This is a genomic window from Actinoplanes xinjiangensis, from assembly GCF_003148685.1.
GTDB lineage: Bacteria > Actinomycetota > Actinomycetes > Mycobacteriales > Micromonosporaceae > Actinoplanes > Actinoplanes xinjiangensis.
The window spans coordinates 31,571-56,524 of sequence record NZ_QGGR01000035.1 but is presented as its reverse complement, the minus strand read 5'-3'; the positions used below and the strand labels follow the sequence as shown (position 1 = coordinate 56,524).

Annotated in this window: 20 protein-coding genes; 13 read left to right on the top strand and 7 right to left on the bottom strand. The window is 70.5% G+C overall.

The annotated features are described in order from the left end of the window. Positions 1–4: 4 nt before the first annotated feature. Positions 5–3,937, bottom strand: coding sequence for a ThuA domain-containing protein (locus tag BC793_RS42665; RefSeq protein ID WP_109602339.1), 3,933 nt, complete (start codon positions 3,935–3,937; stop codon positions 5–7). Beyond that, positions 3,934–4,938 (bottom strand): multicopper oxidase domain-containing protein, encoded by a 1,005-nt coding sequence (locus tag BC793_RS42660; protein WP_109602338.1) that lies wholly within the window; start codon positions 4,936–4,938, stop codon positions 3,934–3,936. Before BC793_RS42660 ends, BC793_RS42665 begins: the two co-directional genes overlap by 4 nt. A 725-nt stretch (positions 4,939–5,663) precedes the next feature. Between BC793_RS42660 and BC793_RS42655 the strand changes: the two genes are divergently transcribed. After that, complete coding sequence (locus BC793_RS42655; RefSeq protein ID WP_109602337.1) at positions 5,664–6,776, top strand: hypothetical protein; 1,113 nt, start codon at positions 5,664–5,666, stop codon at positions 6,774–6,776. Positions 6,777–7,871: 1,095 nt separating this feature from the next. Here BC793_RS42655 and BC793_RS42640 read toward each other — a convergent pair. After that, the gene (locus BC793_RS42640; RefSeq protein WP_146246723.1) at positions 7,872–9,005 is read right to left on the bottom strand and encodes an MFS transporter; all 1,134 of its coding nucleotides are present in this window, start codon (positions 9,003–9,005) and stop codon (positions 7,872–7,874) included. A 195-nt stretch (positions 9,006–9,200) separates the two neighbouring features. Between BC793_RS42640 and BC793_RS42635 the strand changes: the two genes are divergently transcribed. The 4 genes from BC793_RS42635 to BC793_RS42620 are packed head-to-tail and all read left to right on the top strand — an operon-like array spanning position 9,201 to position 12,001. After that, positions 9,201–10,202 carry an NAD(P)H-dependent glycerol-3-phosphate dehydrogenase gene (locus BC793_RS42635; RefSeq protein ID WP_109602333.1) on the top strand — a complete coding sequence of 334 codons (1,002 nt, stop codon included), beginning with the start codon at positions 9,201–9,203 and terminating at the stop codon, positions 10,200–10,202. A 28-nt stretch (positions 10,203–10,230) separates the two neighbouring features. After that, complete coding sequence (nadE, locus tag BC793_RS42630) at positions 10,231–11,058, top strand: ammonia-dependent NAD(+) synthetase (protein WP_109602332.1); 828 nt, start codon at positions 10,231–10,233, stop codon at positions 11,056–11,058. Positions 11,059–11,097: 39 nt separating this feature from the next. Continuing rightward, positions 11,098–11,535, top strand: coding sequence for an MmcQ/YjbR family DNA-binding protein (locus tag BC793_RS42625; protein ID WP_109602331.1), 438 nt, complete (start codon positions 11,098–11,100; stop codon positions 11,533–11,535). Between the two features lie 4 nt (positions 11,536–11,539). Further along, on the top strand, positions 11,540–12,001 hold the full coding sequence (locus BC793_RS42620) for a DUF427 domain-containing protein (protein WP_109602330.1): 462 nt from the start codon (positions 11,540–11,542) through the stop codon (positions 11,999–12,001). A gap of 42 nt (positions 12,002–12,043) precedes the next feature. On the opposite strand, the gene BC793_RS52575 is transcribed toward BC793_RS42620, so the two are convergent. Further along, positions 12,044–12,790, bottom strand: coding sequence for an MmpS family transport accessory protein (locus tag BC793_RS52575; protein ID WP_109602329.1), 747 nt, complete (start codon positions 12,788–12,790; stop codon positions 12,044–12,046). Between the two features lie 36 nt (positions 12,791–12,826). Further along, the gene (locus BC793_RS42610; RefSeq protein ID WP_109602328.1) at positions 12,827–13,426 is read right to left on the bottom strand and encodes a YdeI/OmpD-associated family protein; all 600 of its coding nucleotides are present in this window, start codon (positions 13,424–13,426) and stop codon (positions 12,827–12,829) included. Between the two features lie 52 nt (positions 13,427–13,478). Here BC793_RS42610 and BC793_RS42605 point away from each other — a divergent pair, with 52 nt between their 5' ends. Continuing rightward, the gene (locus BC793_RS42605) at positions 13,479–13,799 is read left to right on the top strand and encodes a hypothetical protein (RefSeq protein ID WP_109602327.1); all 321 of its coding nucleotides are present in this window, start codon (positions 13,479–13,481) and stop codon (positions 13,797–13,799) included. Positions 13,800–13,814: 15 nt separating this feature from the next. On the opposite strand, the gene BC793_RS42600 is transcribed toward BC793_RS42605, so the two are convergent. Continuing rightward, a complete protein-coding gene (locus tag BC793_RS42600) occupies positions 13,815–14,714 on the bottom strand; it encodes an oxidoreductase (RefSeq protein ID WP_109602326.1) in 900 nt (299 codons plus the stop codon). Between the two features lie 129 nt (positions 14,715–14,843). Here BC793_RS42600 and BC793_RS42595 point away from each other — a divergent pair, with 129 nt between their 5' ends. The 3 genes from BC793_RS42595 to BC793_RS42585 all read left to right on the top strand — a co-directional run bounded on the left by BC793_RS42595 (position 14,844) and on the right by BC793_RS42585 (position 16,520). Next, entirely contained in the window at positions 14,844–15,716 is an 873-nt protein-coding gene (locus tag BC793_RS42595) for a helix-turn-helix transcriptional regulator (RefSeq protein WP_109602325.1), read from the top strand. 207 nt (positions 15,717–15,923) lie between these two features. Next, complete coding sequence (locus BC793_RS42590) at positions 15,924–16,109, top strand: hypothetical protein (RefSeq protein WP_109602324.1); 186 nt, start codon at positions 15,924–15,926, stop codon at positions 16,107–16,109. 45 nt (positions 16,110–16,154) lie between these two features. Beyond that, complete coding sequence (locus BC793_RS42585; RefSeq protein ID WP_146246722.1) at positions 16,155–16,520, top strand: hypothetical protein; 366 nt, start codon at positions 16,155–16,157, stop codon at positions 16,518–16,520. A gap of 75 nt (positions 16,521–16,595) precedes the next feature. Here the strand turns inward: BC793_RS42585 and BC793_RS42580 are convergent, their stop codons facing one another. Beyond that, the gene (locus BC793_RS42580; RefSeq protein ID WP_109602322.1) at positions 16,596–18,164 is read right to left on the bottom strand and encodes a pectate lyase family protein; all 1,569 of its coding nucleotides are present in this window, start codon (positions 18,162–18,164) and stop codon (positions 16,596–16,598) included. Between the two features lie 433 nt (positions 18,165–18,597). Here BC793_RS42580 and BC793_RS42575 point away from each other — a divergent pair, with 433 nt between their 5' ends. The 4 genes from BC793_RS42575 to BC793_RS42560 all read left to right on the top strand — a co-directional run bounded on the left by BC793_RS42575 (position 18,598) and on the right by BC793_RS42560 (position 24,907). After that, the gene (locus tag BC793_RS42575) at positions 18,598–20,115 is read left to right on the top strand and encodes a Re/Si-specific NAD(P)(+) transhydrogenase subunit alpha (protein ID WP_109602321.1); all 1,518 of its coding nucleotides are present in this window, start codon (positions 18,598–18,600) and stop codon (positions 20,113–20,115) included. 2 nt (positions 20,116–20,117) lie between these two features. After that, the gene (pntB, locus tag BC793_RS42570; protein ID WP_109602320.1) at positions 20,118–21,554 is read left to right on the top strand and encodes a Re/Si-specific NAD(P)(+) transhydrogenase subunit beta; all 1,437 of its coding nucleotides are present in this window, start codon (positions 20,118–20,120) and stop codon (positions 21,552–21,554) included. Positions 21,555–21,696: 142 nt separating this feature from the next. Continuing rightward, complete coding sequence (locus tag BC793_RS42565) at positions 21,697–23,937, top strand: RICIN domain-containing protein (RefSeq protein WP_109602319.1); 2,241 nt, start codon at positions 21,697–21,699, stop codon at positions 23,935–23,937. Positions 23,938–24,049: 112 nt separating this feature from the next. Next, positions 24,050–24,907 carry a hypothetical protein gene (locus BC793_RS42560; protein WP_109602318.1) on the top strand — a complete coding sequence of 286 codons (858 nt, stop codon included), beginning with the start codon at positions 24,050–24,052 and terminating at the stop codon, positions 24,905–24,907. The last annotated feature ends 47 nt before the right edge of the window (positions 24,908–24,954 follow it).

The following is a 24,954-nucleotide window of genomic DNA, read 5'->3' as shown; positions in this document are numbered from 1 at the left end:
TCGGCTAGAGGGCGCGGACCCGGATGTTGCGGAACTCCATGAGGTCGCTGTCGCCGTGGTTCTGGAGCCCGATGTGCCCGCGCAGGAACTGCCGCAGGTCGGTGGCCGGGTCTCCGGCTCGCGACGACTGCTTCCCGGGCGTGTTGTCGAACTCGTTGATGACCACGCCGTTGCGCAGGATCGTGTAGTGCTGCCCGACGACGCGGATCTCGTAGTCGTTCCACTGGTTCTTCGGGGTCACGCGGGCGTCGGTCAGGGTGACCGGGTCGAAGTTGTAGATCGAGCCGGTCTTCTGCGGTTCGCCGGTGTCGCCGTCGTAGATCTGGATCTCGTGGCCGCAGTAGATCGCCACCCAGGCCGCCGAGGTGCGGGCCGACCCGACCGTGCCGCAGCTGCCCGCGGGCCGCTGCTCGAGTGGGGTCCGCGGGTCGGGGAACCGGGTGAACACGCCGCTGTTGGCCCGGCCGGTGCCGGGTGCGATGTCCTTGAACTGGAGTTTCAGGGAGAAGTCGGCGACCTCCCGGGTGTGCCACAGCATGCCCAGGCCGCCGGAGGGGCGCAGCGAGCCGTCCGGCTGGATGGTGAACTGTCCGGTCGGTGCCTGCCGCCAGCCGGCCAGCGAGGCGGCGGTGCCGTCGAAGAGCGGCTCGTATCCGGTGTGGCCGGGCCGGCCGATCGACGTGGCGGCCGCGGCCCTGGTCAGGGCACCGGCCTGGCGGGAGTCGAGGTGCTTTCGGGCGACCGCGGTGACGTGCCGGACGAAACTGTCGTGGTCGGGCCAGGTGCTCTCGTCGTCGATCAGGTCGTTGACCGTGCAGCCTCCGCCGACCGTTCTGTTCGGCACCCCGGTGTCGGTGCCGGCGAGCCAGATGTCGGTGCGGGTGTCCGGTACGGCGCAGCCCACGTCGACGCGGACCTGCGTGGTGACGGTCTCGCCGTCGGCGTAGGTGACGGTGTGCCGTGCGGTGTAGGTGCCGATCGCGGCGTAGACGTGCTGCGGGTCGGCGAGGGTGGACGAGGTGCCGTCGCCGAACTCCCACCGGTGGGTGATCCCGCCGGACCGGGAGCCGGTGAACGCGTACGTCAGCGGCTTGTTCTGCACGGCGACCGACGTGGCCTGCGGTGCCGGGGTGGCCGGCCCTCCGGTGTAGACGACCCGCAGCAGTTTCTGCGCGGGGTGCAGGCTGAAGAAGCCGCCGCCGTAGTCGAGCAGGTACAGCGCCCCGTCCGGGCCGAACTTGGCGTCCATCCAGCTCATCAGCCGGTTGTCGGCGTTGCCGGCGGGCAGGATGGCGCGCAGCGTCTCACCGAACAGCGGCGGCTTCTGCTGCGGCACCCCGGCCGGGTCGACGGTGACCGCCACCCGGTTGGCGGCGTTCGACTGGTCGCCGATGAACCACTTGTCGTCCCAGTACACCGGCCACTTCACGGTGCTGGCCGGGTCGGCCAGATCGTGGTGGTAGGTCGGGCCGGACATCACCGCCTGGCCGCCGCCGCGCAGGTACGGCTGGGTGTAGACGGCGTCGGCGGCGACGTAGCTGGGCAGGCCGCTGCCGTCGGCGCGGGGCGGGAAGACCGGGCCGCCGCCACCGGGGGAGTACCAGATCATGTTGTCGCGGGCCGGCGGGATGTCGGTCAGGCCGGTGTTGCGCGGTGAGGTGTTCTTCAGGTTGTCGCAGTCGTACCAGCCGGTCAGGACGGTGGCGTCGGTGCTGCTGCGGTCCCGGTACGGCTGCCGGTTGCCCATGCAGTACGGCCAGCCCTGGTTTCCGGCGGAGGTGATGATGGTGGCCGTCTCGTATTTCGCCGGGCCCAGTTCCGGGTTCGGGTTCGTGGCGTCGGGGCCGACCCAGCCGGCGGTCAGCCAGTCGGTCTCCGGGTCGATCTGGAGGCGGGCGATGTTGCGGACGCCCATCACGTAGATCTCCGGGCGGGTCTTGTCGGTGCCCGGCGGGAACAGGTTGCCCGGGGGGATGGTGTAGGTGCCGTCCGCCTCCGGGTGGATGCGGATGATCTTCCCGGCCAGGTCGTTGGTGTTGCCCGAGGTGCGCCGCGCGTCCTGGAACGAGATCCCGGCGTACTCCTGGGTCCAGTTGTTGCCGGCGTAGCCCTGCGAGCCCTCGGACGAGTTGTTGTCGCCGGACCCGATGTAGAGGTTGCCCCGCTTGTCGAAGGCCATGCCGCCACCGGCGTGGCAGCAGCTGTGGATCTGCACCGGGAACTGCAGCAGGTCCTTACGGGTGGCCTGGTCGATGGTCTGCGCCTGCGCGTCGTAGGTGAACCGGCTGACGGTCCGCTGCCCGACCCGTTTGGTCCGGTCGACCGAGTCGTGCGGCATCCAGTAGACGTAGAGCCAGCCGTTCTCGGCGAACTTCGGGTCCGGCACGATGCCGAGCAGGCCCTCCTCGTTCTTCACCAGCTCGGTGCCGCTGCCCCGGTTGCCCATCACGGGCAGCGTGGTCAGCAGTTTCACCTGTCTGGTGCGCGGGTTCCAGGAGTGGATGGTGCCGCAGCCCAGGCCGACCTTCGGGTCGTCCCAGCTGACCACCGGTCCGCTCGGGCAGGCGGCCTTGCCGACGTAGAAGACGGTGCCGTCGGCGGCGATGGTCAGGCCGTGCGGTTCGCCGATCTGGTCGAGTTGCCCGGTCTGGTTCGCCGCGGTCAGCCGCTCGGTGCGGTAGTTCGCGGCGATGCCGGCCTGGCAGTCGCCACGCACGATGCCGGAGGCCCACTTCAGGGCGCCGGTCAGGTGCTTACGGAAGGCGTCCTCGTCGTAGCTGCCCGCGGTGTGGCCCATGCCGGTGTAGAAGGACCGGCCGCCGTCGTAGTCACGGCACCAGGAGACCGGGTGGAACGGTCCGTTGGCGCTGGTCCCGGCGTTGTAGTGGCGTTCCTCGACCTGGGCGAGGGTGTGCACGGTGCCCAGCGGGTTCGGGTCCCAGTTGTACCAGCGGTCCGACCGGGTGACGGTGCGCGGCAGACCGGCGGTGGCCGGGTGCCGGGTGTCGAGCACGTCGACGACGGCCTGGTTGACGCCCGGGGGCGGGGGAGTGACGGCGTCGGCGGTGAACAGCCGCAGATTGGCGAGCTGGATCAGTGGTTCGCCGTTGTTGGCGGTGATCTCCAGCCGGAAGAACCGGAGGTTCTGCGGCGCGGACAGGTCGAAACGACGGGTCTGGAACCGGTCCGGGAAGGCCTGTCCGGTCCGGCGGTCCACGTCGGTCCAGGTCTGCCCGTCGGCCGAGGCCTGCAGCGTCCAGTCCTTCGGGTCACGGCCGGGGAAGTCGTTGGCCGACGTGAGGGCGTACCCGGTGATCGCCTTCGCGGCGGCCAGCTCGTAGGTCACCCAGCCGGTCGCCGTGCGGACCAGCCATTTCGTGGCGGTGTCGCCGTCGGTGAGCTTCTCCTTGGTCTCGTTGGGCGGGTTCTCGCCGCTCGCGGTGACCTTGGCGACCGGCTCGGAGGCCGGGATCGAGCCGGCCGGGCGGGTGCCGATCAGGCCGGTGAACCACGTCGAGTCCAGTTGCGCCTTGGCCGCGTCGGCGATGCCGACGAAACCACCACCGGCCTTGATGTACGACTGGAGCGCGCCCTCCTGATCACGGGTCAGGACGGTGCCGGCCGTGGACAGGAACACCACCGCCCGGTGGGGTGCCAGCCCGGTGGGCGTGAACACGGCGGGATCGGTCGACTCGACGGTGGTGAGCCCGGCCGTGTCCGCGAGCGCGTCGATGGTCGCCGCGGCCTTGGCGACCGGGTCGTCCTGCTCGGCGGCCTCCCCGTGGAAGACCAGCACCGACTGCTGCGGTGCCGCCGCCCCGGTGGGTGCCGCCGCCACTGGTGATGTCGTGACCTGCGCTGATCCGGTGAGGACGAGGAGTGCCGCGGTGGCGGCGGTCAGCGTTCTGCGTACCAGTCGATGGGTTGGTGATCTCATGCGCCGTGCCCCCCATGGTCGTCGGTGTCTGTCGACGTGGTGGTGTGTGCGTGGCCCTGGAATCGGTGGATCGCCTCCTCGGCGCCCGGCGGCATGCTGCCGTCGGCGTTGCGGACCAGGAAGAGCCCGGCCATGCCGCCGTCGGAGTGGTTCTGCACGTGGCAGTGGTACATCCAGGCACCCGGGCCGACGCCCTCGCCGGCGATCACCTGGAACCCGAACGAACTGCCCGGGTTGAGATCCTTGTTGTCGACCGTCGGGCTCGGGTCGCTGACGCTCTCCAACATGCCGGTGCGGTTGTCGACCCAGCGGTGCGCGTGCAGGTGGAAGGTGTGGAACAGGTTGCCGTGCCCGATGGCGACCCACTCGACGCGCTGACCGAGGTTCGCCTCGAACATCGGGGTGTTCGGGGCCGCCTTGTTGTTGATCGTCATGTCGTGGAAGACCACGGTGAACTGCTTGTCCGGCAGGATGTCGCCGCGCCGCCGCACGATCAGAGCACCGTAGAGGCCCTTGGCCACCCCGCCGGTGCCGTGGTCGGTGCCCATCGCGTGATCGTGGTAGTGCCAGTAGCCGGCGCTGCCCGGCATGAACCGCCGCCCGGCCGCCGCGGACATCTCCCGCGACCGCCACACGTAGGTGCGGATCTCCCCCGGGTTGTTGTACGACCCGTGCAGCGGGCTGCCGTCCGAGGTGGTGCTGTAGTCGACGCCGTGCGCATGGATGGACAGGCGCTGGTTCGTGGTGTTGACCAGAGTGATCTCGAGGGTGTCGCCCTCGTACATCTCGAGGAGCGGGCCGGGCACGGTGGCCTGCCCGGGCGCGAGCCCGTAGCCGAACAGCCCGCCGGGCAGTGCCTCGGCCCAGATGGTGATCTTCCGGGTCGCCCCCGCTTTCGCCGCGCCGCCGGTCAGCGCCACGGCGGCCCCGATGGCGGGTACGGCGAGGCCGACGGCACCGGTGGCGATCAGCGATCGGCGGGAGAGGACGGCGTCGTCCATGCGTCTCCTTCCACTCGTACTTGCTGGTATCCACACGTATCCACACGTGAGACGGCAGCACGACATCACGGAGTGTCGCGGGAGGACGTCCCACAGGACACGCCGTCGATAGGGGAGGGTGATGTCGCGTTGACGCTCAGGAAATCCATAACTTTCGCTGGATAGGACCAAGCTATGCGTCGCATCGACGAAAGTAAAGGTCCCTAAGCGATAAGTGCGACGACCTGATGTCAGCATCTTCGCACTTCAGAGGCTATGGGCCGGGCTCGGGCGCCGTCGTGCGGTGTTCGATCCGGGGCCGCGATGTTTGTTTCGATGACGTTGCGTTCATGCAAGATCGGATCGCCGGTCATCCAGCATGATCGATTGCCCGCGGCCTCGCCTGCGGTTCGTCCGCGTGGGAGCGATACCATTTAGCGTGACGCTCGGTAGTCAGCTGACGTGTGATCGCCGCCCGGCGAACATGAAAAAGGGTCCCGCGGCAGCCCCCTCGGCTGCCGCGGGACCTCGTCGGTCACTCTTGCCGGAAAGTGACTTCAGATCTCTTTACTGAAGTTCAGGTTAGGTGCCTGTAGTTGGATGAAGCAAGGTTGAACCCTGGTTTCACTCACGCTTCCGCCCGCGGTTCCGCATTGAGCGCATAGTTTCCGGTTCGGTACTGGCCGTAGGGGAAGCGCTTCCCCTAGGCTCTACGGATTGCCTGAAGTTCAGTGAAGGATTCACTCATGCAGCCGGGAGTGCCCGAAAGCGCGCGCCTCGCTCGGCGTCTGCGCAAGTTGCGTACCGAGCACTGGCCGGATCTGAAGATCACCCAGCACCAGATCGCCGAGGCGCTCGGCGGTGAGCACGGGCCGCTGAGCCTGTCGCTGATCTCGTCCTGGGAGTCGATCCGCAATCCCGCCCTGCCACCGGCCAGCCGGCTGGCCGGATACGCGATGTTCTTCGCCACCCGGCGGTCCGTCGAGTCCGGGCCCGCCCGGCTGCTCAGCGAGCATGATCTGACCGACGAGGAGCGGCAGGAGCGGGACAGGTTGCACTCCGAGTTGTTCAGCCTGCGCTTCACCGACGGTGAGTCCACCGAGCACGAGCCGGCGTGGGCGACCGCGACCGGGCCGGAAGGCGGCGTGACCGGCAGCGGCACCTGGTATTTCCCGGACCAGCGGCCGATCATCATCGTCAGCGGGAGCCTGCCGAAACGGTTCCGCGAGCGGATGCCGTTCACCGACACCAAGGATCCCGACTACGTCCGCTCCTACAGTCTGGCCGACCTCGATGCGCTCCTGGAGGTCCACGGGCACATCCGGGCGGTGAACCCGGCGGCCGACGTGCGCATCTGCCGTTCCGAGGAGATGGAGGAGGACGACTTCACCTCGCATCTCGTGCTGATCGGCGGCGTGGACTGGAATGCGGTGAACCGGGACATCACCCGGCGGCTCGAACTTCCGATCAGCCAGCAGGTGCGGCCCCACGACGAGGACGCCGGCTGCTTCTCGACCGCGGAGGGCCGGACCTTCGAGCCTGTGCTGGACGCGGCCAACGGGATGCTCCTGGAGGACGTCGCCCATTTCTTCCGGGGGAAAAGTCCGTACAACTCCCGACGAACAGTGACATTGTGTAATGGCATGTTCGGGCGCGGAACGTACGGCGCGGTCCGCGCGTTGACCGATGCGAAGTTTCGGGACCGAAACGAGAATTTCATCCGGCAGCGCTTTCCGGACGCCTCCGCGTTCAGCATCCTGATGCGCGTCCGGATCAATCCGAACGGAACCGTGGTGACACCCGACTGGACGCAGGACGATGAACGGCTGCACGAGTGGCCGCCCGTGATCGAGGCATGAGCGAGGTCGGGCATCACCGTTCCCATCGCGGTCTGATCCGGCCGCCGGTGCCGGGGGACCGGCGTGTGGCGGTGGACGCGATCATCGTTCCCAGCGTCCGGTCGGAGTTCTCCCTCGTCCAGGCCGGGCGGCTGGCCGCACTGCTCGGTGCCACGCTGCTGGTGCTGTGCAGCGGGCGCTCCCGTGCGCGGCCGGTGATCGACTGCCTGGCCCGCATGTCGACGCTCAGGGTGATCGCGGTCGACTTCCCGCACGCCGGGGTGCCGGGACTGCCGGCGCTGGAGACCTCGACGGTGCTCGGCGGGTCACGCCTGCAACGCCGGGCCGACACCAGCGCCAAGCGCAACCTCGGCCTGGTCCTCGCCCGGATGTCCGGGTGGCGCACCGTCGTCTTCCTGGACGACGACATCACCGTGCCGGACGCCGCCGATCTGGAGCGGGCCGCCGCCCTGCTCGACACCCACGACGGTGTGGGGCTGAAGATCGGTGGTTATCCCGACAACTCCGTGGTGTGCCATGCCAACCGGGAGACCGGCGACGACCAGCAGGACACCTTCATCGGCGGCGGTGCCCTGGCGGTACCGGCGGACCGGATCGACTCGTTCTTTCCGGAGATCTACAACGAGGACTGGTTCTTCCTGCTCGACGATGCCGGCCTCCGCCCGGTCTGCCAGGTGGGCCGGGCGCTGCAACAGGCCTACGACCCGTTTGCCGATCCGAGCCGGGCCCGCCGGGAGGAGTTCGGCGACGTCCTGGCCGAGGGGGTCTTCGCCCGGCTCGATCGCCGTCTGCCGATCACCGCGGGGACGGACTACTGGAGCAGCTTCCTGGCGGCACGCCTGCGCCTGATCGAGGAGATCGAGAATCGGATCGACCGGGACAGCCGGGTCGGTGGACCGATGCGCGAGGCACTGGCGGCGGCGAAGGGCCGGCTGCGGTACATCCGGCCCGAGGCGTGCGTCCACTACCTCGAAGCGTGGCAGAACGACCGGAAGACCTGGCGCGACTTCATGGCGGAGTTGCCCCGGCGCGCCGAGGGTGCCGGTGGCCCGGAGGTGGTCCGTGCCGCCGTCCGCGGCTTCGGGCTGACCAGCGTCATGTCGGCGGGTCGGGGTCGGCGCCGGTCAGAGCCGGAGCGAACAACGCCACCGCCAGCACCAGCGGCAGCATGGCGGATATCGCGGCCTCCAGCCCGGCGGAGTGCGCCAGTCGGCCGATGACCAGCGGGCCGGCGACGCTGGCGCTGTAGCCGATGGCGGTCATCGTCGCGACCGCCGACGGCGGCGCGACGTTACCGGTCGCGCTCAGGGCGGCCGGGAACACCCAGCAGATCCCGACACCCCAGCCCAGCGCCGCCAGGTGGAGCCAGGAGCCGGTGGGGCCGGCGATCACCAGGACGATGCTCAGGGCCGTGACGACGGCGCCGGTGCGGACCAGCCCGGCGGCACCGAAACGCCGGTGCGGCCGGTCCGCGATCAGCCGGCCGGCCGCCATCGCGGTCACGAACAGGGTGTACCACAGGGCCGCCCCGGCATGGGTGAGCTCCCGGTCCTGATGGAGGTAGACGGCCAGCCAGTCGCCGGCGGCGCCCTCCACCACCGCGCCGCAGAACAGCAGCGTGCCGATCGCCGCAAGCCGCCGGACCGGTGACCGGCGGCCCGTCCCCGAAGCGCCCGGCCCGGTGCCGGCGGACCCGCCGAACGTGGTGACCCCGCGGCCGAACAGCACGGCGGTGACCAGGAGGACCGCGATCAGGTGCGGCAGCAGGCCGATCGAGAGCGCCGCCGCGGCCGCACCCACGCCCGCGGCCGCCATGCTGCCGATGCTCCACCAGCCGTGGCAGCGGCTCATCAGGTGCGCGCTGTGATCGCGCTCGAGGGCCGAGGCCTGCATGTTCATACCCGCGTCCCAGACGCCACCGCCGACGCCCATGCCGAGCATGGCCGCGGTCAACGTCGCCGGCGAGTGTGCCACCGCGATCGCGATCAGCGACAGCATGGTCAGCGCGAATCCGGCGACGACGACCGGCCGGCTGCCGAGGCGGGCGACGGCGGGGCCGGTCAGGGCCATCGCGGTCAGGGTGCCGATGCCCAACATCACGAGGCCGGCGCTGAGGCGTACGACGTCGGTGTGGGTCTGGTCGAGGACCGCGGGAAGCCGGGACATCCAGGACGCCTGCGTCGCCCCGCTCCCGGCGAACACGAGACTGATCGCCCGAGTCGCCCGCACTGTTCACCCCCGCCGCCGACTGTAGCGGCCAATATTGTCATCCGTCGATTTCTGTCGGAGGGGCGACCAAACTATCCTCCTAGGATGCTTTAGAGGGTGTGCGGGCGGTCGTATTCTCAACTCGCGCCGGGGTCCACCGCGGCTGCCGCCGGCCCGTCGGCCGGGTGACGTGCGTGCCTAAGGAAGGGCCACCACATGCGGATCACCGTGCTGGGTGCCGGCTCGTGGGGAACCACGGTCGCCTCTGTTCTCACCCGCCGGGATCATGAGTCGTTGATCTGGGCGCGCAACCCGGCCACCGCCGAGGAGATCAACGCCAAGCACACCAACGAGCGCTACCTCGCCGGCTTCCCGCTCCCGGACCGGCTGCGGGCCACCTCCGACCTCGCCGAGGCGGCCGCGCACGCCGAGCTGCTGGTCGTCGGAGTGCCGACCGGGGCGTTCCGCGACACCCTCAAGCAGGTCCGGCCGGACCTGCACCCGTGGATCCCGGTGGTCAGCCTCAGCAAGGGCCTGGAACGCGACTCGCTGCTGCGGATGACCGAGGTGATCAAGGAGGTGCTGCCGGGACATCCCGCGGCCGCGCTCACCGGGCCGAACCTGGCCAAGGAGATCATGGCCGGGATGGCGGCCGCGACCGTCATCGCCACCGAGGACCTCACCGTCGCCACCGAGATCCAGCGGGTGTTCCGGCGTGGCCTGCTGCGCGTCTACACCAACCACGACGTGATCGGCTGCGAGGTCGGCGGGGCGCTGAAGAACGTCGTCGCCATCGCCACCGGGATCGCGCAGGGCCTCGGCGTCGGCGACAACACCCGGGCCGGGGTGATCTCCCGCGGGCTCGCCGAGCTGACCACCCTGGCCGTCGTGATGGGCGGTGAGCCGAGCACGCTGGCCGGGCTGGCCGGCATGGGCGACCTGGTGGCGACGTGCATCAGCCCGCACAGCCGCAACCGGCACGTCGGCGAGCAGCTCGGCCGCGGCCGCACCCTGGACGAGATCCTCGCCGAGATGGGGCAGGTGGCCGAGGGGGTGAAGACGGTGCACGCCGCGGTCCAGCTGGCCGACCGGCACGGCCTGTCGATGCCCATCACCCGGACGATCCATCGTGTCATCACCGGCGACATCACCGCGGTCCGCGCCTACGACGGGCTGCTGCGCTCGCACCCGGCGGGTCACGAGTCCGAACCCGGCTGACCGCCCGCCGAGCGCATAGAGTGCTCGGGTGGTGAATCTCCGTACTCAGATCATCGCCGAACTCGGCGTCAAGGCCTCGATCGTCGCGGCGGACGAGATCCGGCAGCGGGTCGACTTCCTGACCGGGTATCTGCGGTCGACGCCCGCCACCGGGTACGTCCTCGGGATCAGCGGCGGCCAGGACAGCACGCTGGCCGGCCGGTTGTGTCAGCTGGCCTGCGCGCAGCTGCGTGCCGAGGGGACGGCGGCGACCTTCGTGGCGGTACGGCTGCCGTACGGCGTGCAGGCCGACGAGGCCGATGCGCAGACCGCGCTCGGGTTCATCGAGCCGGACCGGACCGTCACGGTGGACGTGAAGCCGAGCGCGGACGCGGTCGCCGCCCAGGTCGCGGTGGGGCTGGGCGAGGGGGCGGGTCTGCGGGACTTCGTCCGCGGCAACGTCAAGGCCCGGGAGCGGATGGTGGCCCAGTACGCCGTCGCGGGTCAGCTGAACATGCTGGTGGTGGGGACCGATCACGCGGCCGAGGCGGTGACCGGTTTCTTCACCAAGTACGGCGACGGCGGGGTGGACGTGACGCCGCTGACCGGGCTGACGAAACGGCAGGGGGCGGCGTTGCTGCGGGAGCTGGGTGCGCCGCGGAGCACGTGGGAGAAGGTGCCGACGGCCGATCTGGAGGACGACCGGCCGGCGCTGCCGGACGAGGTGGCGCTGGGCCTGACCTACGGTGAGATCGACGACTATCTCGAGGGTGCCGAGGTGACGCCGGAGGTCGCGGCGAAGGTGGAGGCGACGTTCCTGGCCACGCGGCACAAGCGGACGGTGCCGGTCACCCCGCTCGACGACTGGTGGCGCTGAGCGGGCGCGGGGCGGGCCGCCGGCCGTTATCGTCGGTCCATGTCCGGCCCTGGAGATGTGCCCTCGGAGTTCCTCGACCGGCTGCGGCCGATCTGTGGGCGGCTGCCCGAGACGTATGAGGAGCCCGCGTGGATCGGTGTCCGCTGGCGGATCCGCGCGCGGACGGTGGCCCACGTCTACACGCCGGATCCGGATCGTCATCGGGTGTATGCGCGGCATCTGAGTGGCGGTGCGTCGACGGTGATGACGTTTCGCGTACCTTTCGAGGATCTGCTCGGCCTGACCGCCGGGGGTTTTCCGTTCTTCCGCGCCGAGTGGGGTGGCAACGTCGCCGGTGTGGTGCTGGGCGACCACACCGACTGGTCGGAGATCGCCGAACTGGTCACCGACAGCTACCGCGAGATGGCCCCGAAGTTTCTCGCCGCCCGGGTGGCACCGCCCCCGCAGGCGGCGGGCCCGGCGGAGCGGGCAGGCTGAGCTGATGGAGTCGGTGTGGGACTATCCGCGTCCGCCGCGGCTGGAGCGTGCCGCGGCCCGGGTGACGGTCGTGCATGCGGGGCTTGTGGTCGTCGACAGTGAGCACTGCTGGCGGGCGCTGGAGACGTCGCATCCGCCGGTGTACTACGTGCCCCGCGACGACATCGCCGACGGTGTGCTGGAGGCCGCGGCGGGGGAGTCGTACTGCGAGTTCAAGGGCATCGCCGGCTATTGGGATCTGGTCGTCGGCGAGGCCCGGGTGCAGCGGGCCGGCTGGTCGTACGAGCGGCCGTCGCCGGCGTATGCCGCGATCGCCGGTGCGGTGGCGTTCTATCCGAGCCGGGTGGACGAGTGCCGGGTCGGTGGTGAGCCGGTGCGGCCGCAGGAGGGTGACTTCTACGGCGGGTGGATCACCGCGGACATCACCGGGCCGTTCAAGGGCGGCCCCGGGACACGTGGCTGGTAGGGCGTTCGCGGGCCGGGGCCGTCCCGCCGGGGTGGTGCCCGGTCAGCCGGATCCGCTGCAAAGTGCGGCGGCGTAGCGGCCTTCGGCGGTCGTGGTGGACAGCAGCTTGCCGCCGACGGTGATGGTGCAGGTCACCGGCCCGGTGTCGCCGCCGCCTTTGCGTTGCACGTCGAGGACGAGGGGCTTGCGCTGACCGTCGAGGGCGAAGGTGGTGCGCCACGGCAGGGGGATGCCGTTGCGGCGGATGATGTCGCCGTCCTGATCGGTGTAGGCGACGCTGCCGGTGTTCTTCGACCCGCTGGCGGTCACCTCGTAGACGACCTGTGGTGCGCCCGCGGCCGGTGCCGCGCCGGTGGAGGCGGCCGGTGCCACGGAGGTGGAGACGGCGGCGGAGGCGGTGGTCGCCGGGGGGTTGGCGGCCGGGCGGGCCCCGGCGGCGGTGGTGGTCGTGCTGGGCGACGGTGCCGGTCCGGTGGTGTCGCGGCCGTCGTCGTCGGATCCGAACGGGTCGAGGGCGAGCATCCCGGCGACGAACACCGCGCCCACGGCGAGGCCGGTGACGACCAGGCGCCGGCGGCCGCGACCGTGGTCGGGCCGGTACCAGTCGGGGAACGGCGCCGGGTCGGGCGGTGGTGCCTGCGGGGCGGTGGCGAGGTCGGGGACGGTGGGGGTGTCGTTGATCGCCGAGGTGGGGGCTTCGGTCAGCCAGGGGTCGGCGGGTGCGCTCAGCCGTACGTCATCGGGCGGTGAGTTCTTCGCAGTGGAACCGTCGTCATCGAGACTGGTCACGGTGCCGACGGTAGGCCCCGGGCGCAATCGTCGCGGTCAGGGGGCGGGTCTGGCCTTCTGCGGGTGGATGGTCTCCTGGCGGGCGAGCATCGCCACGTATTCGCCGATCTTGCGCTGCCGTGTCTCGGCGCGTTTCACGGAGTTGACGCGGACGATCATGGCGAACCGGTTGGTGCTGGTGAGCACGTCGAACATGGCCTGCGCGGCCGGGTCGGCGGCGATCGCGGCCAGCAGGTCGGCCGGGACCTGGGCCTCCGACGGTGGGGCGTAGGCGGCCGCCCACCGGCCGTCGGCCTTGGCGGCGTCGACCGCGGCCCGGCCCGCCGGATACATCAGCCCGGCCGCCTCCAGCCTGGCGACGTGTTCGACGTTGCGCTGTGACCAGGAGCTGCGGGCCCGGCGTGGGGTGAACCGGATCCACGACGTCTGCTCGTCGCGTTTGCGGGCCTGCCCGTCGATCCAGCCGAAGCAGAGTCCCTCGTCGACCGCCTGCTGCCAGGTCAGGGTGGTGACGGTGCCGCCCTTCTTCGTCAGGGCCAGCCACACGCCGGTGGACGTGCCGTGGTGCTGCACCATCCACGCCCGCAGTGCGGCGGCGTCGGCGACGATCAGTTCTTCGAGCTCGGCGTTGCCCATGGGGGCAGATTAGGGCATGGCGGCGCCCGGGGTGATCGGTGATGATCGACGCATGTCTGCGCGCGGGAGTCTGCTGTCGTACCGGTCGAGCGGGTCCATTCTCAGCATCTGCTCGACGGATTCGATCCTGTCGGTGGGGTCGGCCGGTTCGATCCTGTCGGTCGGTTCCTTCGGGTCGGTGTTGTCGGTCGCGTCGGCCGGGTCGTTCGGTTCGGTGCTGTCGGTCGGTTCCTTCGGGTCGATCCTGGCGGTGGGTGCGTTCGGTGCCGCGCTGGAGATCGGGTCGGTGGCGGTGACCGCCGGGGTTCTGCTGGCAGTCACCGCTGGCCTGCTGCTGGTGCGGCGTGCCACCCGGACGGTCGCCGGCCTCTGACGGCGGGGGGTGGTTCTATGGCGTGGCCGGGTAGCGGACGCCGGTCAGGTTCTCGGCGGCGGTCCAGAGTCGGCGGCCGACGGCCGGGTCGGCGGCTTCGCGGCTGAGCCGGGCGTCGGTGACCGGGCCGCGGGTCTCCCACAGCCGGCCGGGGCCGAGGAACCGGCCGCCCCGGACGCCGGGGTCGGTCGCGGCCCGCAGTTGGGGGAGGGCGCCCTGCTCGGTCGGCTGGGTGACCAGCAGGCCCAGTCGTGCGATCAGTCGCCCGGCCCGGCCGCGGTGTTCCCAGGCGCGGGGGGTGAGGTTGGTGCGGCTGAGGCCGGGGTGGGCCAGGACCGACGCGATCGGGGAGCCGGTGGCGCGCAGGCGGCGGTCGAGTTCGACGCCGAGGACGGTGGTGGCGAGTTTGGAGCGGCCGTAGGCGGTGGCCGCCCGGTAGCCGTGTTCCATCATCAGGTCGCCGAAGTCGAGGTGTGCGTTCTTGTGGGTGATCGAGCTGAGGTGGACCACGCGGGCGGCGGGTGCCTTGGCCAGGTGGGGCAGCAGCAGGCCGGTGAGTGCGTAGTGGCCGAGCATGTTGGTGCCCAGGTGCAGTTCGAAGCCGTCGGCGGTGGTGCGGCGGGGGCCGAGCAGCACCACGCCGGCGTTGTTGATCAGCAGGTCGATCGCGGGATGGTCGGCGGTCAGGGCGGCGGCGAACGTGCGTACCGCGTCGAGGTCGGCCAGGTCCAGTCGGCGGACCTCGACGTGCCCGCCGATGCGGTGGGCCGCCTGTGCGCCGGCGGCGGTGTCGCGGACCGCGAGGATCACGTGGGCGCCGTGGCGGGCCAGGACGGTCGCGGTGACCAGGCCGAGGCCGGAGTTGGCGCCGGTCACGACGGCGATCCGGCCGCGCTGGTCGGGGAGGTCGGTCATCTGCTGCTCCTGGATGTCGGTGCGGTTGACCGACGACGCTAGGTGCGGCCGGGGGTGTGTCGGTCGTACCCGGTTGCCTAGGTCCGCGGGACCTACCGTCGGTGCCGGGTGGGGCGGCACACTGGCGGCATGACCCATCCGTACGCTCGTGAGCTGGGCGATTTTCTGCGGGCCCGGCGCAGCCGGCTGCGTCCGGTCGACGTCGGCCTGGTGCCGGGCGGCCGCCGTAAGGTGACCGGGTTGCGCCGTGAGGAGCTGGCGCTGCTGGCCGGTCTGAGCACCGACTACTACCAGCGGATGGAGCAGGGCCGGGAGGTACGCCCGTCCGATGACGTGCTGGACGCGATCGCCGGTGCGCTGGGGCTGGACGAGGGTGAACGCCGGCATCTGTTCCTGCTGGCCCGGGCTGCCCGCCGGCCGGTGCCGGCCCGGGTGGACCGGGGTCCGGAGGATGTGCCGGAGAGTACGCGGCGGTTGTTGCGGGTGATGGACACCCCGGCGGTGGTCCTCGGCCGGCACCTGGATCTGCTCGACTGGAATGCGGCGGCCGAGGCGCTGTTGGGTGATCCGGGCGGCTACCCGCCGGAGCGGCTCAACATGCTGCTGCTGATGTTCGACGACGTGCGGACCGTCGACCGGACGTGCCCGGACTGGGAGCGGCAGGCGCTGGACTACATCGGGATGATGCGGGCGGCGGTGGCCACCGATCCCACCCATCCGCGGGCGACGGCGATCGTCGGTGAGCTGAGCATCCGCAGTGCGGAGTTCCGGCGGTTGTGGGCCCGCCACGACGTGCGGGTCCGGGTCAGCGGGCGCAAGACGTTCCGGGTCGCGCAGGTCGGGGACATCGTTCTGGACTGGGACACCTATCCGCTGCCGGGGGATCCGGGGCCGGTCATGCTGGTGTGGACCGCGGAGCCGGGCAGTGCCGATGCCGACCGGCTGCGGCTTCTGGCGTCGTTGCGGGCCACCCGGGGCGTACCCCGCCGGCCGGTTGGTTGAGGAGTGACCCGCGCCGCAGGCGAGGGGTCATCTGTCCGGCTTCGTTAGCCGGGGACGTCTCCGGTCGGGAATGGACCGCGATTATTGCGGAAATCGATTCCCGGTCGACGGTGAGTACAGCTAGGACGCGTCGGCCTTCGGTGACTCGAATCGACGGGTCTCTTTTCAAAGAACCGCGGTGCTGGTCACGGGTGGCAAGGTCAGCGCGTGGGGCAAGGCCTGCTGTGGTCCCTCGACGGCTGCAGCCAGAACGATTTCATTCCCTACAAGACGCAGATCCGGTTCACCGACAAGCAGTGGCGGGTTCCCGACGTGTCCACTCTGATCGAGCAGTGGAGTCACAACAACGGCACCGTCGGCCAGATGGTCAACGGAAAGCCGCTGCACAGGTAGGACCAGCACACGGCCGTTCTCGGGGCTCCACTATTCTCGGCGCTCATGAGCGGTCGATATTCAGAGGAATCGCATCGTGACGCCGATGCACCGGACCGCCTCGAGTTGCTGCGCCGGTGGTGGCGGCTGCCCGCCGGGACCCGTCGTGAGGTGCGCCGGCTCAGCCTGCGCGGCCGGCGCCACCCCGACCCGCAGGTCGCGTGGGTGGCCTGGCAGTGGGCCGAGACGGTTCTGCCGGTCGGAGCGCCCGAGCCGGGCCGCTGGCGCAACGCGGTGAGCGCCTGCTTCTTCTGGTTGCAGATCGTGGTGGACCTGGTCGCGGCCGCGGATCCCGTTGACGCGCCGCAGCCGCGCTGGCTCGACCGCCGGCGGGCGCGGCGCATCCTGCGGCTGGGCCCGCCGGTCGGCTGAACCCTCCGGCGAACCCGAAGGCCCGCCCGGGTCGGCGTGGAGCCGGCCCGGGCGGGCGGGAGAGGCGGTGCGGGCTCAGGAGGCGTACGTCTCGAACTCGGCGATCTTCGGCGTGCCGGACGAGCTGGTGATCTTGAAGGTGATCTTCGTGGTGGAGGTCGCCGCGAAGGTCTTCACGCCGCCGCCGGTACCGGAGGCCAGGACCGCGCCGGTGGCACCGTTGAGGATCTGGAAGGCGCCGATCGACGAGCCGGACGCCTCGCGGATGTTGACCCGGGAGACCGTGGTGGCCGAACCCCACTTGATCGAGATGTCGCCGGTGGCACCGTTCGGCGACCAGATGGTGGCCGGGTTGCCGTCGCGCACGTTGCCGTAGCTGGTGCCGCTGGCCTTGCTGGAGCCGTCCGCACCGGCGCCGGAGGCGAGGCTGAGGTTCGTGCCGGCCGGCTGGCTGGTGCTCGGGCTCGGCGAGGCGCTGGCCGACGCGCTGGGCGAGGTGGAGGGGCTCGACGGCGGGTTCGAGGTCGGGCCGGTGGTCACCGAGCAGCTGCCGGTGGAGACGGCCAGGCCCTTGCCGGCACCGGCGGTCGAGGCGACCACCGACGGCACACACGAGGCGGCGTCGAGGGTGAACGGGTACGGGATGCTCACCGTCGTGGTGGAGGTGAGGTTCGGGCCGGCCGGGTTGTTGTCGGTGCCCTTCGCCGACCACGTCACGTTGTCCAGGATGTTGCCGGACACCTGCCAGTAGCCGGCCGCGTCGGTGTAGAAGGTGCCGAGGACGTCCTTGGAGTCCTTGAAGTAGTTGTTGTCCACCTTCGCCTTGGCTCCGGCGCGGGAGTTGATGCCGGACTCGCGGAGGTTGACGTAGTGGTTGTTGTAGATGTGCGCGACACCACCGCGCAGCAACGGCGTACGGGAGTCGATGTTCTCGTACCTGTTGTGGTGGAAGGTGATGAAGCTGTTGCCGGTGTCGGACTCGCTGGAGCCGATCAGGCCGCCGCGGCCGGAGTTGCGCAGGATGGCGTAGGACAGCGTCACGTAGTCGACGTCGTCCTTCATGTCGAACAGACCGTCGAAGCCCTCGGACTCGCCGCCCGAGGCCTCCAGGGTCACGTGGTCGACCCAGACGTTGCGCACGGTGCTCTCCATGCCGATGGCGTCGCCGCCGTTGGACAGCGGGGAGCCGGACTTCTTGACGTTCCGGACCGTCACGTTCTGGATGATGATGTTGCTGGAGTCCCGGATGTGGATGCCCAGCTGGTCGAAGGTGGCTCCGGCGCCGACACCGATGATGGTGACGTTGCTGATCTGCTTGAGCTCGATCCGGTCGGCGGCGGTGTTGCAGCTGTCGCCGGACACCTTGGTGGTGTTGCCGTGGTTGATCGTGCCCTCGACCTGGATGATGATCGGCGTGTTGCTCGCCGCGCGGGTGCACAGCGCGGTGTGGATCTGGGTGCCGGTGGTGGCCCGGACCGTGGTGCCACCCGCGCCGCCGGTCGTGCCGCCGTTCTGGGTGGCGTAACCGGTGACGCCGCCGGTGGCGGCCGATGCCTCGTGCTGCGGCAGGCCCAGGGCGATCGCCCCGGCCAGTCCGGCGACGCCGGCCACCGCGGAGAGTCGCAGAGCGACAGATCGTCTCATCGTCGATTCACCTGTTTTCTCAGCGCGCAGTCGGGATGCGCGCATGGGGGATGGCGCGGTGGACGGTAAAGGGGATGACCACCGCTAGATGCAGGAAAGCGCTTTCCTCCTGCCTGCTAGGCAGGATAGAGCGACGGCGGTGAATGAGGCAAGAGTCGCGCAAACAGCGATGCCCCAGCCGCAGGGGGATCGGCTGGGGCATCGCGGTCCTCGGCCGGCCGGCCGGAAATCTGCGCGCTCACCGTTACCTTCGGCCCGTTCCTCAGCGGCGCGATCGCCGATACGGTGCGCGATGGTGGCCGTGTGGTTGCCGTGAGACGGTGGTGAGACGCCCCTGGATATTGGCGTACTGGTGAGTAACAATCACCCGGCGTATTGAACCGGCGGCCCTGGCGCGCCGTTTCCATGGTCAACATCTACCGAGGAGTCGACGGTGATCATCGGTGTACTGAGGGACCCGGATCCGGGTGAGCGTCGAGTGGCGGCCACTCCCGCCACCGTGGAGCAGTTGGCCAAACTGGGATATCAGGTAGTGGTGGAGCCCGGCGCCGGCGCCGAGGCCTCCTTCTCCGACGAGGCTTACGCCCAGGCCGGCGCGACGATCGGCGACCCGCTGACCGCCGACATCGTGTTCACCATCAACCCACCCGTGCAGCGCCTCGACAAGCTGGCCGAGGGCACCACCCTGATCGGCATGCTCAACCCGCGGCTCGCCCCCGGCCTCGTCGAGGACCTCGCCCGCCGCCCGATCACGGCACTGTCGATGGACGCGGTGCCCCGCATCTCCCGGGCCCAGTCACTGGACGTGCTGTCCTCGATGGCCAACATCGCCGGATACCGCGCCGTGGTCGAGGCGGCACACGCCTTCGGCCGGTTCTTCACCGGCCAGGTCACCGCCGCCGGCAAGGTCCCCCCGGCCAAGGTCCTGGTCGCCGGCGCGGGCGTCGCCGGGCTCGCGGCCATCGGCGCCGCCGGCAGTCTCGGCGCGATCGTCCGGGCCACCGACCCCCGCCCCGAGGTCGCCGACCAGGTCCGCTCGCTGGGCGGCGAATACCTCGCCGTCGAGGCCGCCGACGTCGAGGTCTCCGCCACCGGCTACGCCAAGGAGATGTCCGACGACTACAACGACCGGGCCGCACGCCTCTACGCCGACCAGGCCCGCGAGGTCGACATCGTCATCACCACCGCACTGATCCCCGGCCGGCCCGCACCGACCCTGATCACCGCCGACATGGTCGCCACCATGAAGGCCGGCAGCGTGATCGTCGACATGGCCGCGGCCAACGGCGGCAACGTCGAGGGCACCGTGGCCGGCGAGGTGGTCGTCACCGCCAACGGCGTGACCATCATCGGCTACACCGACCTGCCCGGCCGGCTGCCCGCCCAGGCCAGCCAGCTCTACGGCACCAACCTGGTGAACCTGATGAAGCTGCTCACCCCCGACAAGGACGGGCAGCTGGTCCTGGACTTCGACGACGTGGTGCAACGGTCGATGACCGTGGTCCGCGACGGCGAACTGACCTGGCCCCCGCCGCCGGTGTCGGTGTCCGCGGCGCCGGCCGCCGTCGCCCCGCAGCCGGTCGAGGCCACCCCGAAACCGGTGCGCAGACCGCTGAACCCGCTGCTGGTCACCGGCGTCGCCGCCGCCGCGCTGTTCCTGCTCACCGCCGCCGCCCCGGCCGCCCTGCGCGGCCACCTCACGGTCTTCGCGCTGGCCATCGTGATCGGCTACTACGTGATCGGGCACGTGCACCACGCCCTGCACACCCCGCTGATGTCGGTCACCAACGCGATCTCCGGGATCATCGTCGTCGGCGCCCTGCTCCAGCTCGGTCACGGCGGTGGCCTCGTCACCGGCCTCAGCGTCGTCGCGATCCTGCTGGCCAGCATCAACGTCTTCGGTGGCTTCGCGGTGACCCGCCGCATGCTCGCCATGTTCTCGAGGAGCTGAGCATGACCATCGCAACGGCGGCGAGCGCCGCGTACATCGTCGCGGCCCTGCTGTTCATCCTGGCGCTGGCCGGGCTCTCCCGGCACGAGACCGCGAGATCCGGCAACACCTTCGGCGTCGCCGGCATGGCCCTGGCCCTGGTCGCCACCATCGGCCTGGCCGTCGACGGCGAGATCGGCGTGCTGAACCTGGCACTGCTCGCGGTGGCGATCGTGATCGGCGCGGCGATCGGCCTGCACCGGGCCGCGAAGGTCGAGATGACCGGCATGCCGGAACTGATCGCCCTGCTGCACAGCTTCGTCGGCCTGGCCGCGGTGCTGGTCGGCTGGAACGGCTACCTGCACGTCGAGGCGGACCTCTCCGGTTCCGAGGCGTTGTTGCTCAGCGCCGGCGACATGCTCGGCATCCACAGCGCCGAGGTGTTCATCGGCGTCTTCATCGGCGCGGTCACCTTCACCGGCTCGATCGTGGCGTACCTCAAACTGTCCGCGAAGATCCGGTCGAGCCCGCTGACGCTGCCCGGCAAGAACCTGCTCAACCTCGGTGCGCTGGCCGTCTTCGCCGTACTCACCGCCTGGTTCGTGATCGACCCGCAGCTGTGGCTGCTGATCGTGGTCACGGTTCTCGCCCTGGCGCTGGGCTGGCACCTGGTCGCCTCGATCGGCGGCGGCGACATGCCGGTCGTGGTGTCGATGCTCAACAGCTACTCCGGGTGGGCCGCCGCGGCCGCCGGATTCCTGCTGGAGAACGACCTGCTCATCGTCACCGGTGCGCTGGTCGGTTCGTCGGGTGCCTACCTGTCGTACATCATGTGCCGGGCGATGAACCGGTCGTTCCTCTCGGTGATCGCCGGTGGATTCGGCATCGAGGCCGGCCCGGCACAGGACAAGGAGTACGGCGAGCACCGCGAGACCAGCGCCGAGAGCGTCGCCGAGCTGCTCACCGGCGCCGACACGGTGATCATCACGCCCGGGTACGGGATGGCGGTCGCCCAGGCGCAGTACGGGGTGGCCGAGCTGACCCGCACCCTGCGCGACCGCGGGGTGAACGTCCGCTTCGGCATCCACCCGGTCGCCGGCCGGCTGCCCGGTCACATGAACGTGCTGCTGGCCGAGGCGCGCGTGCCGTACGACATCGTGCTGGAGATGGACGAGATCAACGACGACTTCACCGGCACGTCGGTCGTGCTGGTGATCGGCGCCAACGACACCGTCAACCCGGCCGCCACCGACGACCCGACCAGCCCGATCGCCGGCATGCCGGTGCTCAAGGTGTGGGAGGCCGACCAGGTGATCGTCTTCAAACGCTCGATGGCCTCCGGGTACGCCGGCGTCCAGAACCCCCTGTTCTTCCGGGACAACAGCGCCATGCTCTTCGGCGACGCCAAGGACCGCGTCGAGGACATCCTCAACGCCGTCCGGCAGCTGTCCACCGTCTAGGAGCCGAACGGGCCGGAGCGGGTCGCCGCTCCGGCCCGCTCCATTTCGGACGGCAATATATCTCCAGATCTAGATATGTGAGTGCCGGACCGGTATCTTCGCGGCGCCACCTGACGGGGGTGGGTGACGTGAAGGCGAGAGCATGCGCTTACGAAAATCGGTCCTGTCCGCCGCTGTCCTGCTGATGATCTCCGGCCTCGGCGTGCCGTCCACCGCCGCGGCCGCCGAACCGCCGCGGCCCACCGCGGAATACGACGTCTTCCCCGGAGCGGACCCGCCCGGCACCTACACCGGGCCGCGGGCCGCCTCGATTCCCGGGGCCGGCACCCGGGCGCTGACCGGCGGACCGTTCACCGGCTTCACCTGCGACGGCACCGACGGGCCCCGGGTCGAGGTGCTCTACGTCCGCGAAGCCACCATGACCAACCGCTACACCGCCCTGCAGCCGATCATCCAGGGCTGGCTGATCCAGGCCGACGCGGCCTGGAACGACGGTGCCGCCCGCGGCGGTCGCAGCCGGCACATCCGCTTCCTCACCGAGACCTCCGGCGGCTCCTGCCAGGCCGTGGTCCGTAACGTCGTCGTCCCGGCCGGTGCGCTGGCCACCTTCGCCACCAGCACCGCCGCGGTCAGGGCGCTCGGTTACACCCGCACCGACCGCAAGTACATGATGCTCACCGAGGGCACGAGCGTCTGCGGTGTCGGCGAGCGGTACAACGACGACTCACCCGGCGCGACCAACCTCAACAACACCAGCATCGCCTTCGCCCGGGTCGACGCCGGCTGCTGGGGCGCCAACGCGATCGCCCACGAACTCGGGCACACGTTCGGCGCGGTCCAGCCGTCGGCTCCGCACGCCACCACCGGCGGTGGTCACTGCAGCCAGCGTTTCGACATGATGTGCTACGGCGGGATACCGACCTACGACTGCACCGAGTGGGACGCCGAACGCCTGCCCGACTGCGCCGCCGACGACTACTTCAACGTCGCCCCGCCCGCCGGCAGCTACCTCGCGACCCGCTGGAACACCGCCAACAGCGTGTACCTGCGGGCCGGCACGAGCGTCGACAACGCCCACTACCCGCGTCCGGGCCTGGCCTACACGATCCGCAACGTGGCCTCCGGCAGGGCGCTCGACATCGACCCGGCCACCGGCACCGGCTCCGACCCCCTGCGCTACCTGTACGCGACGACCGCCGACCCCGCCTCCGCGACGCAGAAGTGGCTGCTCGGCTACCAGACCGGCACCCAGATCATGAACAACAAGAGCCTGCTCTGCCTGGACAGCGCCTACAGCGGGGTGACCGCCGGAACCCGGGCCCTGCAGTACACCTGCGCCAACCAGGACGGCATGCACTGGGCGTACCTGCCGCACGCCGACGGGTCGTTCACCGTCCTGAACTCACTGTCCGGTCTGGCGCTGACCCAGCCGACCGCCGCCGGGTCACTGATCGACCAGCAGGTCTACACCGGCGCGACCAGCCAGCGGTGGACCTTCACCGCGCTGGCCGACCAGGCACCGCTGTCCGACGGCTACGGCTACCACGTCAGCGCACTGAACAACCGGGAGACCCTGGCCGCCCCGGCGGATGCGGTCGCCGGTTCGGCCGTCACGCACGCGGTCGCCGGCACCGCCGCCCGGCAGCAGTGGCGCCTGGTCGCGTCCGGGGCGTCCTGGCAGCTGAAGAACATCGCCGACGGCACCCTGTGCGTGGGCAACGACCAGAGCACCACCGCGGGCCAGGCGCTCACGCTCCAGGTGTGCGGCACCGCGACCGGGCAGCAGTGGACCCCGCGGCGGGTGGCCGACGGCCGGTACATGCTGGTCAACCGGCACAGCGGGCTGGCGATGACGATGACCACCGCCGCCGGGTCGGCCGTGCAGCAGCAGGCGCTCAACGTCGACAACCGGGCCCAGGTGTTCGCCTTCGCGTACTCCGGCGCCCTGCCCGAGACCCCGGCGGTGAACCTGCTGGCCAACGGCGGCTTCACCGACAACACCGACGGATGGTGGTTCTCCGACAACATCACGGCCAGCACCACCGGCGGCCGGCTGACCGCCACCGTGGCCGGCGGCGCGGGCGAACCGTGGGAGGCGATGCTGGGCCAGAGCGGCCTGCCGCTGGAGACCGGCGCGACCTACGTGCTGTCCTTCGACGCCTCCACCTCCGGCCCCGTCGACATCATCGCGACGGTGGAACTGAGCGACGACCCCTGGACGGACGCGTTCACCCAGGTGGTGGCCCTGACCCCGACGGCCGGGCGGTATTCGTACCGCTTCACGTCGAACCTCACCACCGACGCCGGGCAGGTCCAGTTCCAGTTGGGCCGGCCCGACGGCTACTCGCTGGTCCTGGACGACATCGCCCTGATCCGGCAGTGATCCGGCGACGCCCCGGCCGACCGTCGGCCGGGGCGTCACCGTGGGCGCCGACGCCGTACTCCCTGATCCTGAGCGGCATTCGCGTTAGCGGTATCCACCTACGCTGGTCGGCGTGTCGCTGTTGTCGGCCATCCTGGATCACCTCGACAAGATCGGGTCGGTTGTCGCCGCCGTCTTCGCCGTCATCACCTTTCGTGCGGCCCGGCGCCAGGAGGCAGCGTCGCGAACGGCGCCGTCGCCCGGGCCGGATCCGTCGTTTCGCTGGACCCCGCGTCAGCTGCGCCGCGCGGCGCTCGCCGGTGGACTGATCTTCGTGGTCGCCGTCGCCCTGACGATCGTGCGCCTGTCGCGTGGTGGCGAGCCGGATCCGCGGCCTACGACCAGCGCGACAGCGGGGCCCGTACCGTCCGGCATCGCCCGGTCCCCGGACCCGCAGCAGTTGTTCCACTATCTCGAGAAGGCCGGCGCAGCCGGCGAGGACATCGACGTCGACGTCGGGTACAAGGGAAACGTCGTTCAGCGTTTCACCGCCACCAGCGACCGGATCGGGTCGGTGGCGGTCATCGTGAGCCGCGTCTTCCGGTCGGGGGAGGGGGCCGTCGAGGGCAGTCCGGGCCGGATCCGGCTGACCCTTCACCGGGTGAACACCGCGGGCGACATCGGCGGCGCACTTCCGATCAGCCTCCGGGCTTCGGGGGCGGCACCGTCCCCGGACGGTGTCGTCGTCGACGTGAGCCCCGGCCACCGCGACACCGTGATCCGGGTCGAGGACGTCCCGGTCGAGCCCGGTGACGGATACGCCCTGCGGATCACGATGGAGGAGCCGGGGGCGATCATGGCGATCTCGCTGCGGCCGGTCGCCTCCCCCGGCAACGCGATGGACGTCACCGGACTGGTCCGGGGCCGCGACTTCACCAAGCGCACGGACCGCGCCGTCGCCGGCTACGTGTGCCGCGCGATCGAGTGCTGACCACACCGGCGCCGACGACGACGAACGCCCCGGCCGATGATCGGCCG

Excerpts from the sequence above, each read along its gene's own strand:
- BC793_RS42665 (WP_109602339.1), bottom strand. The coding sequence starts at position 3,937 with ATGAGATCACCAACCCATCGACTGGTACGCAGAACGCTGACCGCCGCC.
- BC793_RS42660 (WP_109602338.1), bottom strand. The coding sequence starts at position 4,938 with ATGGACGACGCCGTCCTCTCCCGCCGATCGCTGATCGCCACCGGTGCC.
- BC793_RS42655 (WP_109602337.1), top strand. The coding sequence starts at position 5,664 with ATGCAGCCGGGAGTGCCCGAAAGCGCGCGCCTCGCTCGGCGTCTGCGC.
- BC793_RS42635 (WP_109602333.1), top strand. The coding sequence starts at position 9,201 with ATGCGGATCACCGTGCTGGGTGCCGGCTCGTGGGGAACCACGGTCGCC.
- BC793_RS42625 (WP_109602331.1), top strand. The coding sequence starts at position 11,098 with ATGTCCGGCCCTGGAGATGTGCCCTCGGAGTTCCTCGACCGGCTGCGG.
- BC793_RS42620 (WP_109602330.1), top strand. The coding sequence starts at position 11,540 with ATGGAGTCGGTGTGGGACTATCCGCGTCCGCCGCGGCTGGAGCGTGCC.
- BC793_RS42610 (WP_109602328.1), bottom strand. The coding sequence starts at position 13,426 with ATGGGCAACGCCGAGCTCGAAGAACTGATCGTCGCCGACGCCGCCGCA.
- BC793_RS42605 (WP_109602327.1), top strand. The coding sequence starts at position 13,479 with ATGTCTGCGCGCGGGAGTCTGCTGTCGTACCGGTCGAGCGGGTCCATT.
- BC793_RS42600 (WP_109602326.1), bottom strand. The coding sequence starts at position 14,714 with ATGACCGACCTCCCCGACCAGCGCGGCCGGATCGCCGTCGTGACCGGC.
- BC793_RS42595 (WP_109602325.1), top strand. The coding sequence starts at position 14,844 with ATGACCCATCCGTACGCTCGTGAGCTGGGCGATTTTCTGCGGGCCCGG.
- BC793_RS42585 (WP_146246722.1), top strand. The coding sequence starts at position 16,155 with ATGAGCGGTCGATATTCAGAGGAATCGCATCGTGACGCCGATGCACCG.
- BC793_RS42580 (WP_109602322.1), bottom strand. The coding sequence starts at position 18,164 with ATGAGACGATCTGTCGCTCTGCGACTCTCCGCGGTGGCCGGCGTCGCC.
- pntB (WP_109602320.1), top strand. The coding sequence starts at position 20,118 with ATGACCATCGCAACGGCGGCGAGCGCCGCGTACATCGTCGCGGCCCTG.
- BC793_RS42565 (WP_109602319.1), top strand. The coding sequence starts at position 21,697 with ATGCGCTTACGAAAATCGGTCCTGTCCGCCGCTGTCCTGCTGATGATC.